The organism is Luteibacter sp. dw_328, from assembly GCF_018449605.1.
GTDB lineage: Bacteria > Pseudomonadota > Gammaproteobacteria > Xanthomonadales > Rhodanobacteraceae > Luteibacter.
This window is the reverse complement of the sequence record NZ_JAAVUW010000005.1, coordinates 517,084-529,997: the sequence shown is the minus strand read 5'-3', so window position 1 is coordinate 529,997 and position 12,914 is coordinate 517,084. Positions and strand designations below refer to the sequence as shown.

The following is a 12,914-nucleotide window of genomic DNA, read 5'->3' as shown; positions in this document are numbered from 1 at the left end:
AGCGTGCTGGCGATCACGCCCGCCGAATCACGACCAGATGCCGCTCGCCCTCGACCCCCGGCACCGTCAACACATGAATCCCCTCGACGGTGAACCCTTCCGGCACCCCATCCAGCTCCTCAGCCGGATGCTTGCCCTTCATCGCCAGCCAAACCCCACCCGGCGCCAGCAGATGCCCGCCCCAGCCAAGCATGTCCGCCAGGCTGGCGAAAGCACGGGCGGTAATACAGTCGAACGTGCCCTCCACATCCTCGACCCGGCTCTGCAGGGCGCGTCCGTTGGTCAGCTTCAGCGAGCGGATCGCCTCGCGAAGAAAGCGGACCTTCTTGCCGTTGGAGTCGACCATGAGGACCTCGCGCGCCGGCTCGGCGATCGCCAGGGGAATGCCGGGCAGGCCCGGGCCGGTCCCCAGATCGGCAAGCGTCGTGCCCTCGACGAACGGGACGATGGCCAGCGAATCCAGAAGGTGGCGCGCGACCTGCTCGTCCGCGTTACGGACCGCTGTCAGGTTATAGGCCGAGTTCCAGCGCTCCAGCAGCTCGCGGTAATCGAGCAGGCGCGCCACGGCGCCCTCGGGCAGGACGGTGCCAAGCGTGGCAATGCCGCGTTCGAGCTGGGTTTGCAGGGCTTCGCGCGCAGTCATGCGACACCGGGGAATGGTGATGGGGCGCAAGAGTATGAAAGCGCCGGCGCGAAGGCGCCAGCGCGGGGGATCAGGCCGCGTCGAGCTCGACGCGGGTAACCAGCATGCCGCGCGAACGCAGCGAGCCATTCATCGTGTGCTTGAGCTGGGTACCGACGGCGCGGCGGTCGGCCGAATGGGCGGAGCTGGCGTCGCGCAGGGCAGCAACAACATTGCTACGAATCATCTCAGGCGCTTCGTCGATCACTTCGTCGGCCACTTCCGGCTCGAGCACCTGCCAGTAGACCGTGCCGCCGTCGAAACGCAGCGTCTGGCCACCGAGGTCGATCTTGTGGAAAACGCGGTCGATGATCGGCACGAGCATGTGGGTGCCAGCGGTAAGCAACGAGGGCGAGCCGCCGAGGCGACGCACGCTGTAGACCTGTCCTTCCGGAATGCGTCGCACCGAGGCTGCCGCAAGAGCGAAGGCAACGAAGGTGGTGGCAATGAGGATGGTGGTCAACATGGCTGCTATTTCAACGAGTTACCGTGGTTTCCTGTCGCACTACGTGGCGAGACGCGCCAACGTGGTGATTCGTGTGGTGTTAATTCTAATTTAACGTGAGGGTTAACGCTAGTTTTACTTAACCCCCGTATTCAGTTAACGGTCGGTTTGGTCAAAACTTGAGCAGGTGGTGATTTATTGACCAGCGAGGGCCCCCGAACAGGGACGATCCGGCGCTCCGCGACGGATTCTGGTTGTTGTGTGAAATTGACGCCCCAGTTCCAAATGATAATAATTATCAATCAGTCCTTGCCCCGGTCACGCGAATGAATCTCCTCGGCTGCTTGGCGGCCCTCGTCGCCATGGCCCTCGCTTATCTCTCGGCCCGGAACCAGCGCGTGCTGGCGCGTCCGTTGGGGCGCAGGGGCCGCCTTGCCGCATGGGTTTTCGCCGTCATCGCGTTCGCCGCGTGGATCGCCGGTGAGACGTCGCTTCCCGGGATTGTTGCCGCGCTCGCCGCGCTGATGCTCGGCGCGGTCGCTTGGCCCTATGTGGCATGGCTCTTCCGCCCCGCCGCCGAACGGAAAAACCGCTGATGCTCGCCAAGACCTTCGCCGGCATCCTGCTCGGCCTGCCGCTGGCGCTGGCCCTCATCGCCGTGATGATCTGGATCTGGCCGGGCTCGAGCGAATCGGTGACCCTGCCCTTCCTGGTCGCCTTCTTCCCGGTCTGGACCGGGATCATGGGCGGCACCTATATGTTCCGCAGCGGCGCTCGCGCCTGGGTGTGGCTAGCCGTGGCCAACCTCGCCGCGTTCGGCGCGCTGTTCCTTGCCAAGCACACGATGCCGGGGCTCTGATCCGATGAAAGCCTCGACTGTTCGCACGTTTATCGTCGTCCACACCTGGACCGGATTGCTTGCTGGCTTCGCGCTGTTCATCGCGTTCTACGCGGGCGCGCTGACGATGTTCCACGACGAGATCGACACCTGGGCGTCGCCCCGGGCCGAGATGGCTCGTGCCGACACGATGGATCGCGTGGAGAAGATGCTGGAAGGCATCGTCGCCACGCACCCCGGGGCGCGCGATCAGATCGGCGTGACCTTCCCGGCCGATCACCCGTCGCACGAGGTGGCCGCGTACTGGATGGACAAGAGCGGCGACTGGAAAACGCAGACGCTCAACGAGAGCAGCGCGCGCGACGCGGAAGACCACGAGCATGCACTCGCCGACTTCGTCTACGAGCTGCACTACGACCTCGGCATCCCGGCGATCGGTATCTATCTGATGGGTGTCGTCAGCGTGATCTACGGTCTCGCCTTGCTTACCGGCCTGCTGATTCATCTGCCCAATCTCGTGCGCGAGCTGTTCGCGCTGCGTCCCGGTCATAACCTCAAGCGGCTGTGGCAGGACGCGCACAACGTCATCGGCATTCTCAGCCTGCCCTTCCACATCATCTTCGCCATCACCGGCGCGTTGCTCTGCCTGACCATGGTCATGTTGATGGCGTTCAACACGGCGGCGTTCGACGGCAAGCTGTTGCCGGCGTTCGAGCGCATGACCAGCGCGCTTCCGGAAACGACGGCGAAGGGTGGCAGCGCGGTGATGCTGACCCCGGCGGAACTCGGTGCGCGGGCGCGCCAGGCGGCGCTCGCCTCCGGTGCCGCGAACTTCGAACCCGATTACATGCGTTACGTGCACTACGGGCAGAAGGGCGCGGCTGCGGAAGTGCGCGGCACCTCGACCAAGACCCTCGGCGAGTACGGCATGGTCTCGCTCGATGCCGCCGACGGGCATGTGCTGCAGGTGCAGGTGAGCGGGGCGCGCGATGCCAACCACGCGACCTACGCCGCCATCTTCGGGCTGCACTTCGGTTCGTTCGGCAATGTGTCGCTGCGCTGGTTGTACTTCCTGCTCGGGCTGGCTGGCGCCTTCCTCTTCTATTCCGGCAACCTGCTCTATATCGAGACGCGACGTAAGCGCCGCCAGGCCGAGCAGCCGATGAAGGTGCGCGCGATGGCCACGGCCACCGTGGGCGTGTGCATCGGCTCCTGCTTCGCTATCTCGGTCACCTTCCTTGGCAATCTGATCGGACCCTTGCTCGGTGCCACGCCGGAAGCGATCGTCCAACCGGTCTGCTTCACGGCATTCGCGGCGGCCGTGATCTGGACCTTCTGGCGCCGCCCGGCGAAGGCGGCCGTGGATCTGCTCTGGGCGACGGCGCTGGTAAGCGTGGCCGTTGGCGTGCTCGACATGGCGATCCACGGAGATCGCCTCATGCGTACGCTGGCCGAGGGCCGCTTCGCCGTACTGGGCGTGGACCTCGTCGCCATCGCCATGGGCGTGGGCTTCGCGTGGCTAGGCGTCGCCACCCGCAGGCGTGCCGTCGAGGGCGATCCGTGCAGTGTCTGGTCGTCGAAGCGTGTGGTTGCCACCGCCGCCACGTCGACGACAGCGCAGCAAGCGTGAGATTTGGGCAGCACCGCTCTGTGTAGGAGCCGATTCATCGGCGATCCCTAACGGGTCGCGAGCACCCATCGCCGATGAATCGGCTCCTACAGGGGCGAACGAGCGGCGCTTCAAAGCGCAAGAAGTCACGATTTTTCACGTAACGCCCGTTACTAAACGCGGCAGCCATTCATATCCGTGACGTTTTCGCTGAGACAGCTGCTGCGTCGCCGCAAACGTTTACGTACCAGTCAAGTCGCTGACACCACACACGTTTTTAACAGGTGGGGGCGAGTGGTATCGCTCTTCGTCCAGTATCGTACCGCAGCGCAACAAGGCCTTGTTTTCGAAGACTTTACAAGCTCCCATGAAAACGTTTACGTTCCGCGCCGTCAGCCCTCCGGGGCGGGGGATAAGGGCGAAAACGCGTGAGTGTGACCATCAAAGACGTCGCGAGAATGGCCAACGTTTCCGTGGCCTCGGTTTCCCGTGCCCTGAACGGCCATGGCGGCGTGACGGCCGAAACCCAGAAGCGGATTCGCGAAGTTGCGACCCGCCTCCGCTACGTTCCGCACAATGCTGCGCGCAGCCTGATCACCCGCCGTACCCAGACCATCGGCGCGCTCCTGCCCGATCTGCACGGTTCGTTCTTCTCCGAACTCATTCGCGGTATCGACCTGGCCGCACGGGCGCGTGGGCTCTACCTGCTGGTCTCCAGCTCCCACGGCGATGCCACCGAAGCCGCCATCGCCCTGCGCGCCATGCAGGGCCGCGTAGACGGCCTGCTGGTGATGTCGCCGCATGCGGACGAAGCGTTCCTCGACGAGAACCTGCCGATCGTCCTGCCGACCGTGCTGATCAACAGCCACGTGCGCTCGGAACGGCACGCCTCGCTCGACGTGGACGACTTCGGCGGTGCCCGCGCCATGACCGAACACCTGCTGGGGCTGGGTCGCAAGCGCATCGTTTTCATTGCCGGTCCCGAAGTGAACCACGACGTGCAGGAGCGTATCCGCGGTTACCGCGACGCCCTGTCGACCGCCGGGTTTGGTGGGCGTGCGGCTGTGCTGCACGGCGACTTCACCGAGGAATCCGGTTACCACGCCGGCAAGCAGGCGCTGGCCATGGTGCCGCGCCCCGATGCGATCTTCGCCGCCAACGACATGATGGCGATCGGCTGCCTGTCCGCACTCGCCGAGGCGAAGGTGCGCACGCCCGAAGACATCGCCGTGGTGGGCTTCGACGACATTCCCATGGCGCGCTATGTGTCGCCGCCGTTGACCACGGTGCGCATCCGCATCGCCGAGCTTGGTGAGGCCGCCCTCGAGCGTCTCGCCGCCATGATCGAAGCACCCGACGACGCCGCTCCCGAGCCGCATGTCGTCAGCACCGAAATCGTCGTTCGCGCCTCGTGTGGCGGGAGCGACACGGTAAGACGACGGGCCTGACGCCCGTCGGAATACACGGCTTGCCGGGCCGTGGCTGGAACCTCAGGGACGGCGTCAATCACAGGACATCCGAACGAACTTCCGGTCCGCAACCGCGGAACGGGCGGGAAAGCACGGGGGCATAACGCTCTCGAAAAAGTGGCACGACCACCGCGGACGACACCAATGTCGACCTCCGTGTTTCACGCTCCGCCGGGCCGGACAGCACAGCAAGAACCATTTGGGAGAGGGGATTCATGAAGGTTTCGTCGCACTTGAAGAAAAAGCTTCTGGTCAGTGTCATCGCTGCCGCCGTCGCCACCGCGATCGCACCGGGCGCCGCGTTCGCACAGACCGCCAATGCCACGCTCCGTGGCAAGGCCACGCCGGGCGCCAATGTCACCGTGTTCAACCCGCAGACCGGCCTGACCCGTCATGCGACGGCCGGTGCCGACGGCTCCTATGTGATCAATGGCCTGCCGCCGGCGACGTATCGCGTGGACGCGGGCCCGGCCACGGAGCAGAACATCACGTTGACGGTCGCCTCCACGGCCACCGTGAACCTGATGGCCCCGACCTCCCAGGGCACGACGGCCAACGCGGCCAATGCGACGGCCATGGAAGGCGTGACGGTCGCCGCCACGACGATCCAGGAAGTGAAGACGCCGGAAGTCGGCCAGACGATCTCGCTGCACCAGATCGCGACCATTCCGCAGGCCTCGCGTAACTTCCTCGAGTTCGCTGACACCGTGCCGGGCATGGTCTTCAGCGTCGATGCGAAGGGCAATACGTCGCTTCGCGGCGGCGCACAGAACACCAGCTCGACGAACGTCTACATCGACGGCGTGAGCCAGAAGAGCTACGTGAAGGAAGGCGGCGTCTCCGGCCAGAGTGGTAGCCAGGGCAACCCGTTCCCGCAGCTTGCCATCGGCGAATACAAGGTCATCACCTCGAACTACAAGGCCGAGTACGACCAGGTCTCGAGCGCGGCGATCACCGCCGATACGAAGTCGGGCACCAACGAGTTCCACGGTGAGGTGTTCGGCACGTACACCAACGACGCGTTCCGCAACCGTACGCCGATCGAGAAGTTCTCCGGCAAGAAGGTCGAATCCGAATCCAAGGAATACGGTTTCGCGCTCGGCGGTCCGATCATCAAGGACAAGATGCATTTCTTCGTGGCCTACGAAGAGAAGAAGTTCGACACGCCGATTTCAGTCACGCCGAACAACGTCAACAATGCGAATGTCAGTGCGCTGCTTCCCGCATCCGCGCAGGCTGAGATCGGCCCGGCCAATATCCCCTTCAACGAGAAGCTGTACTTCGGCAAGATCGACTGGGAGCTGACCGACCGCGACCGCATCGAGATCAGCACCCAGGTCCGTCGCGAAACGCAGGTCTCGAACGTCGGCAGCGGTGTGACGGCCTCGGCCGGCCTCGACAACAACAACCACGACACGCGCGGCACGTTCAAGTGGGCCCATAGCGCGGACAGCTGGTACAACGAGCTGATCTTCACCTATGAGAACGCTTATCTGCGGGCGGTTCCGACCACGGTCGGCAACGGCGCCACGTATTCGTATCAGCAGGCGCAGGACTCGACGATCCTGACGACGGGCTCGGCCGATCCGCGCGGTATTTCCGACAAGAGCCAGGAAGGTCCGAGCATTTCCGACACGTTCACGTTCAACGACCTCGAATGGCACGGCGACCACGTCGTCAAGTTCGGCTACAAGTTCAAGTCGATCGAGTTGAAGGCTGCCGATGCTGCTGCGTCCAATCCGCAGTTTTTCTACGACGTGAATCCGACCGGCACCTCGGCGCAGCCGTGGAAAGTCTTCTACGCGACGCAGCTGCCGGGCGTGGACGGCGTTGCCGACACCACGTCGCGCCAGTACGGCATGTTCGCGCAGGACGACTGGACCGTTAACGACCACCTCACCCTGAACCTCGGCGTGCGCTGGGACTACGAAGTCACGCCGCAGTACACGAACTACGTGACACCCCAGCGCGTGCTCGATGCCCTCAACTCGCAGGACCCGTACGCGGGTGCACCGGTCGGCCAGACCTATGCGGAATCGCTTGCCAAGGGCGGCGTCAACGTCAACGATTACATCAGCACCGGCAATAACCGCAAAGCCTACAAGGGCGAGTGGCAGCCGCGCCTCGGCTTCTCGTACGACCTGTTCGGCGATGAAGCGCATGTCATCCACGGCGGTGCCGGCCGCGCCTACGACCGCAACCTGTTCGACTACCTTCAGGTCGAGCAGACCAAGCTGACGCTGCCGCAGACCACGCTGAACTTCAATCTTCCGACCCACCCGTGCGACACCGGCGCGTCGAACTGCATCCCCTTCAATCCGGCTTATCTGACGGGCGGCCAGGGTGTGTTGAACAGTCTTCTCTCCGGCGGCAATTCCGGCCAGGAAGTGGACATGCTCAACAACCACCTGAAGGCTCCGTACTCCGACCAGTTCAGCCTCGGTATGTCCAATGCCGTCGGTGACTGGCAGACCGATGCCACGGTGACCCGCGTGTTGTCCAGGGACGGTTTCGTGTTCACCCTCGGCAACCGCTTCCCCAACGGCCAGTTCTTCCAGGGCGGTTCACAGCCCTGGAGCAATGGCGTGCCGAACATGGGCGGCCTGATCATCGGTAACAACGGCATCTCCACACGCACCACGCAGGTCCTGCTGTCGGCGAACAAGCCGTACACGGTGGAATCCGGCTGGAGCACAAGCCTGGCGTACACGTACTCGCATGCCAAGCAGAACCGTGACATCAACGAGCATTACTCGTTCGACGAAGCCACGATCAATGACTACCCGTTCATCACTTCGAATGCGGTGGCGAAGCACCGCTTCGTCGGTACGGGTGCGGTCGACCTGCCGTGGGGCATCAATGCCTCGATCAAGCTGACCGTCGCCACGCCGCTGCCGAAGAACGACAACGCCTGCTACGGCGCGATCCTGCCGACAGGTAGCTCCTGCCAGCCGGTTGCTGGTATTCCCCGCGGCTCCAAGTTCCTGGTCGGTGGTGACATCTGGGGTTACCGCGATATCGACGTGCAGTTCACCAAGGACTTCATCATCAGCGGCGACACCAAGATCTACGCCCGCTTCGATATCCTGAACCTGTTCAACTGGACCAACTACGCCGACTACAACACCGCCTGGGGTTCCGGCGGCGAATTCAATCCGAACGGCGTGTCGTACAACAAGCAGGGCAACATCACCTACCTGCCGCGTACCGCACGCTTCACCGTTGGCCTGAAGTTCTGATCGACGGGTGCATCCGGTACGCCGGATGCACCATACTTTCGGCGCCCGCGAGTCTCCCCGCGGGCGCTGCTTTTGTACGGCAAGCAAAGTCCTCCGGGACTTTTATTTGTCTTGATGGCGTAAACGTTTACATGCGCCACCGCGGGACGTACCAAAGGATTCGCTCAATGAAAGCCACTACGATGAAACGCCTAGCCCTAGCTCTCGGTGTCATGCTCGCCAGTACCGCCCCCCTTGCCCTCGCGCAGAAAGAACCCGCGAAAGCCAAACACGTGTCGGCCGCCACGCTCAAAGACCTCCACGCCGTCCCGCCCATGGTGGTGGAGCTGGAGAAACGTACGTTCCAGTGGTTTTGGGACAGCGGCAACCCGACCAACGGCCTTGTTCCCGATCACTACCCGAGCCCGTCCTTCGCTTCGATCGCCTCGGTCGGCTTCGGCCTGACGGCGTACGGCGTGGGCGTCGAGCGCGGGTATATCACCCGTGACCAGGCGGTCGAGCGCACGCTGGCCACCCTGCGTTTCTTCCACGACGCCCCGCAGAACGACGCCGAAGACGGCGCCACCGGCTACAAAGGCTTCTTCTATCACTTCCTGAACATGCAGACCGGTCAGCGTGAAGCGCGCTGGACCGAAGTCTCTACGGTGGACACGACGCTGCTGCTCGGTGGCATCCTGTTCGCGCAGAGCTATTACGACCACGACAATCCGCAGGAAGCCGAGATTCGCCAGCTTGCCGACGACATTTACCGTCGCGTGGAATGGACCTGGGCGCAGAACCACGGTGCCCTGATCAGCATGGGCTGGACACCCGGCGGCAAGATGATTCCGCACGACTGGGCCGGCTATAACGAAGGCATGCTGGTGTACATCCTGGCCCTCGGTTCGCCCACGCACCCGGTGAACGAGGATGCCTGGCACGCCTGGACGGCTACGTACGACAAGACCTGGGGCGAGTTCCACGGCCAGACCTTCCTCAACTTCGCACCGATGTTCGGTCACCAGTACAGCCATACCTGGGTGGATTTCCGCGGCATCCGCGACGCCTGGGGCCGTGACCACAACATGGACTACTTCGAGAACAGCCGTCGCGCGACGTACTCACAGCAGGCCTATGCGGTAGCCAATCCCGGCGGCTGGAACGGTTACGGCAAGAACATCTGGGGCCTTACCGCCAGTAATGGCCCCGGCGGCCTGATCGTCAAGCAGGGCGACAAAGAGCGCACTTTCGCCGGTTACACCGCACGAGGCGCCGGCCTGGACTACATCTCCGACGACGGCACCATCGTGCCCACGGCAGCCGGCGGCTCGATCGCCTTCGCGCCCGAGATCGTGATTCCCGCGCTCGAGGAGATGAAAAAGAAGTACGGCCAGAACATCTATACGAAGTACGGCTTCGTCGACGCCTTCAACATGACCTTCGACACCAAGACCGAAGTGCGCACCGGCAGGCTGGTACCGGGTTTCGGCTGGGCAGACACCGTGCATCTGGGCATCGACCAGGGCCCCATCGTGTTGATGATCGAGAACTACCGAAGCGATTTCGTCTGGTCGGTGATGAAGAAGAACCCGTATATCCGCAAGGGTCTGCAGCGCGCTGGCTTCACCGGCGGCTGGCTCGATGCCGATACGGCCGCCAACCTGTGGTGAGTCGCGCCACCCGCGCTTGCCGGACCACCCTGGCGCTGGCGCTTGCCGCCGTCGCGGTGGCCGGCTGTGCGAAACCGGACGCGGACGCGCGGACCCTGCAGTTCTGGACCATAGGCCGCGAAGGCGAGGCGGTGGAAAAGCTGCTGCCCGAGTTCGAGCGTGAGCATCCCGGCCTGCACGTGTCCGTGCAGCAGCTGCCGCTTACGGCCGCACACCAGAAGCTGCTGACGGCCTACGCCGGTGACTCCACGCCGGATATCACCCAGCTGGGTAACACCTGGGTGCCGGAACTGGTGGCACTGGACGCGATCGAGCCGCTCGACGCACGCGTCGCCGCGTCGAAGGTCGTCGATCGCAACGACTATTTCCCGGCCATCTGGTCCACCAACGTCATCGACGGCAAGCTGTACGGCGTGCCCTGGTACGTCGACACGCGCCTGTTGTTCTATCGCAAGGATCTTCTCGCGAAGGTCGGTTACGACCATCCGCCGCGCGACTGGAACGAGTGGCAGGCGATGATGGCGAAGCTGTCGCAGCCGCCCGGCAAGACCTATGGCGTGCTGCTACCGACCAACGAATTCGAACAGCTGCTCGCGCTCTCCCTGCAGCAGGATGAGCCCCTGCTGCGCGACGATGGTCGCTACGGCAATTTCCGCAGTGCCGGTTTCAAGAAGGCGCTGACCTTCTACGTCTCGCTGTTCAAGAACAAGCAAGCCCCGATGATGACCAACGTCGGTGTGGGCAACCCGTGGGCGGCTTTCGGCCAGGGCTTTTACACGTTTTATCTGTCGGGTCCGTGGAACATCGGCGAGTTCCGCAAGCGCCTTCCACCCGAGCAGCAGGGCGATTGGGCGACCACGCCGTTGCCGGGGCCCGACGGTCCGGGCGCATCGAACGCGGGCGGCTCCAGTCTTGTCATCTTCCGCGCGTCGAAGCACAAGGACGACGCCTGGGCGCTTGTCGAATTCCTCTCGCGCCCGGCCATCCAGGAGCGCTTCTACCAGATCCTCGGCGACATGCCGCCGCGACGTTCCTCGTGGGAAGCGCCCGCGCTGCGTAACGACGACAAGGCCACGGCCTTCCGCGAGCAGCTCGAGCGCGTGAAGCCCACGCCGCCGGTGGCCGAGTGGGAACGCATCGTCACCGAGATGCAGCTCGTCGCCGCGCAGGCCGCTCACGGCGATCTCTCCATCGACGAAGCCGCCGCCGAGATCGATCGCCGGGCAGACCGCCTGCTGGAGAAACGTCGCTGGATGCTCGACCACGGCCATAAGGCGTCGCCATGAATACCTCCCGCGCCGCCTGGCTGTTCATCACGCCCGCGCTGATCATCCTCGGCCTGTTCTTCCTGCTGCCGGTGGTCGCGGCGCTGATCCTTTCGGTCACCGATTACGATCTTTATGCGCTGGCCGACATCCGCAACCTGCGCTTCGTTGCCCTGCAGAACTACTGGCAGCTGCTGCAGCGCCCGCTGTTCTGGTCGGCACTCGGCCACACGGTGTACTTCGTGGTGGTCGGCGTGCCCTTGTCGCTGATCGCTTCGCTGGGTTCGGCGATGCTGCTCAATTCACCACTCGCCCGGTTCAAGCCCTTCTTCCGCACGGCGCTGTTCGCGCCCGTCGTGACGACCGTCGTCGCCGTCGCGGTGATCTGGCGTTATCTGTTCAACACCAAGTACGGCCTGGTCAACTACGCGCTCGATTCAATCGGCATGCCGACCATCGACTGGCTGGGTGATCCGCACTGGGCGATGCCGACGATCATCCTGTTCGCCGTGTGGAAGAACTTCGGCTACAACATGATCATCTTCATGGCCGGCCTCCAGGCGATACCCGGCGATCTCTACGAGGCTGCGCGCATCGATGGTGCGTCGGCCTTTGCGCAGTTTCGCCACATCACCCTGCCGATGCTGAAACCCACCATGGTGATGGTGAGCATTCTTACCGTGTCCGGTTACTTCCAGTTGTTCGCCGAGCCGTATGTCATGACCGAAGGCGGCCCGCTGCAGAGCACCACCTCGGTGCTGTACCTGATGTACGAAGAGGGCTTCAAGTGGTGGAACCTGGGTTCGGCCTCGGCCGTGGCCTTCATCCTGTTCGTCATCATGTTCGCGGTCACCGCGACGATGCTGCGCCTGTCGCGGCAGGGAGAGAAGGCATGAGCCCACGTCTGGCCAAGGCGCTCATCAACGGCCTGCTGATCGGTGCCGCGGCGATCGCCATTGCACCGCTGCTGTACATGCTGTCCGTGTCGTTCATGCCGCAGGGTGAGGCGAGTGCCTTGCCGCCGCCCATCCTGCCCAAGCATCCGACGCTCGCCAATTACCGGCAGCTATTCCTTAACGCCGGCATGGGGCGTTACCTGGTCAACAGCCTGCTGATCTCGACCGCGATCACCGTGGTCTCGCTCGCCTTCAACCTGATGGCCGGCTACGCCTTTGCCAAGCTGGAATTCAAGGGGCGCCAGCGGATCTTCCAGGTGTTGCTCGGCGCACTGGTGATCCCGGCACAGGTAGCGATGCTGCCGCTGTTCCTGCTGCTGAAGTACATGGGCCTGGTCAACACTTATGGCGCGGTGATCGTGCCGGCGCTGGCGACCATCTTTGGCATCTTCCTCGTACGCCAGTACGCCAGCGGTATTCCGGACGATCTGATGGAAGCGGCGCGCATCGATGGTGCTGGCGAATTCCGTATCTTCGCCACCATCGTGATGCCGCTGCTGAAGCCGATCATGGTGACGCTGGCGATCTTCACCTTCCTGGCCGCGTGGAACGACTTCATGTGGCCGTTGATCGCACTGACCGGACAAGAGCACTACACGCTACCGATCGCGCTGGCGTCGCTGTCGCGCGAGCACGTGCAGGACAGCGAGCTGATGATGGCTGGCTCGGTCGTGACCATCCTTCCGGTACTCGTTCTGTTCCTCGCCCTGCAGCGCTACTACCTCGAAGGTCTGCTCATGGGTAGCGTCAAGGGATAAGCCG

Annotated in this window: 11 protein-coding genes; 9 read left to right on the top strand and 2 right to left on the bottom strand. The window is 63.6% G+C overall.

Features of this window, described 5'->3' with window-relative positions; all coding sequences use genetic code 11:
- Nucleotides 1-13: 13 nt before the first annotated feature.
- The gene (gene rsmG, locus HB634_RS15065) at nucleotides 14-643 is read right to left on the bottom strand and encodes a 16S rRNA (guanine(527)-N(7))-methyltransferase RsmG (protein ID WP_213949117.1); all 630 of its coding nucleotides are present in this window, start codon (nucleotides 641-643) and stop codon (nucleotides 14-16) included.
- Nucleotides 644-713: 70 nt separating this feature from the next.
- The gene (locus HB634_RS15060; protein ID WP_157504693.1) at nucleotides 714-1,148 is read right to left on the bottom strand and encodes a hypothetical protein; all 435 of its coding nucleotides are present in this window, start codon (nucleotides 1,146-1,148) and stop codon (nucleotides 714-716) included.
- Between the two features lie 305 nt (nucleotides 1,149-1,453).
- On the opposite strand from HB634_RS15060, the gene HB634_RS15055 reads away from it, so the two are divergent.
- The 9 genes from HB634_RS15055 to HB634_RS15015 all read left to right on the top strand — a co-directional run bounded on the left by HB634_RS15055 (nucleotide 1,454) and on the right by HB634_RS15015 (nucleotide 12,910).
- Nucleotides 1,454-1,723, top strand: a complete 270-nt coding sequence (locus HB634_RS15055; protein ID WP_213949116.1) for a hypothetical protein — start codon at nucleotides 1,454-1,456, stop codon at nucleotides 1,721-1,723.
- Complete coding sequence (locus HB634_RS15050; protein WP_255548606.1) at nucleotides 1,723-1,986, top strand: hypothetical protein; 264 nt, start codon at nucleotides 1,723-1,725, stop codon at nucleotides 1,984-1,986. The genes HB634_RS15055 and HB634_RS15050 overlap by 1 nt, the downstream gene beginning before the upstream one ends.
- Nucleotides 1,987-1,990: 4 nt before the next feature.
- Nucleotides 1,991-3,595 carry a PepSY-associated TM helix domain-containing protein gene (locus HB634_RS15045; protein WP_213949115.1) on the top strand — a complete coding sequence of 535 codons (1,605 nt, stop codon included), beginning with the start codon at nucleotides 1,991-1,993 and terminating at the stop codon, nucleotides 3,593-3,595.
- Nucleotides 3,596-4,002: 407 nt separating this feature from the next.
- Complete coding sequence (locus HB634_RS15040) at nucleotides 4,003-5,022, top strand: LacI family DNA-binding transcriptional regulator (protein ID WP_345777504.1); 1,020 nt, start codon at nucleotides 4,003-4,005, stop codon at nucleotides 5,020-5,022.
- 236 nt (nucleotides 5,023-5,258) lie between these two features.
- Entirely contained in the window at nucleotides 5,259-8,282 is a 3,024-nt protein-coding gene (locus tag HB634_RS15035) for a TonB-dependent receptor (protein ID WP_213949113.1), read from the top strand.
- A gap of 182 nt (nucleotides 8,283-8,464) precedes the next feature.
- Entirely contained in the window at nucleotides 8,465-9,931 is a 1,467-nt protein-coding gene (locus HB634_RS15030; protein WP_213949112.1) for a glucoamylase family protein, read from the top strand.
- Complete coding sequence (locus tag HB634_RS15025) at nucleotides 9,928-11,217, top strand: extracellular solute-binding protein (RefSeq protein ID WP_213949111.1); 1,290 nt, start codon at nucleotides 9,928-9,930, stop codon at nucleotides 11,215-11,217. The genes HB634_RS15030 and HB634_RS15025 overlap by 4 nt, the downstream gene beginning before the upstream one ends.
- Nucleotides 11,214-12,092, top strand: a complete 879-nt coding sequence (locus HB634_RS15020) for a sugar ABC transporter permease (RefSeq protein WP_213949110.1) — start codon at nucleotides 11,214-11,216, stop codon at nucleotides 12,090-12,092. The genes HB634_RS15025 and HB634_RS15020 overlap by 4 nt, the downstream gene beginning before the upstream one ends.
- Nucleotides 12,089-12,910, top strand: coding sequence for a carbohydrate ABC transporter permease (locus HB634_RS15015; protein WP_213949109.1), 822 nt, complete (start codon nucleotides 12,089-12,091; stop codon nucleotides 12,908-12,910). The genes HB634_RS15020 and HB634_RS15015 overlap by 4 nt, the downstream gene beginning before the upstream one ends.
- Nucleotides 12,911-12,914: the final 4 nt, after the last annotated feature.

What these genes read in the sequence shown, in the direction of transcription:
- HB634_RS15035 (WP_213949113.1), top strand. Translation starts at nt 5,259, where the DNA reads ATGAAGGTTTCGTCGCACTTGAAGAAAAAGCTTCTGGTCAGTGTCATC.
- HB634_RS15020 (WP_213949110.1), top strand. Translation starts at nt 11,214, where the DNA reads ATGAATACCTCCCGCGCCGCCTGGCTGTTCATCACGCCCGCGCTGATC.
- rsmG (WP_213949117.1), bottom strand. Translation starts at nt 643, where the DNA reads ATGACTGCGCGCGAAGCCCTGCAAACCCAGCTCGAACGCGGCATTGCC.
- HB634_RS15030 (WP_213949112.1), top strand. Translation starts at nt 8,465, where the DNA reads ATGAAACGCCTAGCCCTAGCTCTCGGTGTCATGCTCGCCAGTACCGCC.
- HB634_RS15045 (WP_213949115.1), top strand. Translation starts at nt 1,991, where the DNA reads ATGAAAGCCTCGACTGTTCGCACGTTTATCGTCGTCCACACCTGGACC.
- HB634_RS15015 (WP_213949109.1), top strand. Translation starts at nt 12,089, where the DNA reads ATGAGCCCACGTCTGGCCAAGGCGCTCATCAACGGCCTGCTGATCGGT.
- HB634_RS15050 (WP_255548606.1), top strand. Translation starts at nt 1,723, where the DNA reads ATGCTCGCCAAGACCTTCGCCGGCATCCTGCTCGGCCTGCCGCTGGCG.
- HB634_RS15060 (WP_157504693.1), bottom strand. Translation starts at nt 1,148, where the DNA reads ATGTTGACCACCATCCTCATTGCCACCACCTTCGTTGCCTTCGCTCTT.
- HB634_RS15055 (WP_213949116.1), top strand. Translation starts at nt 1,454, where the DNA reads ATGAATCTCCTCGGCTGCTTGGCGGCCCTCGTCGCCATGGCCCTCGCT.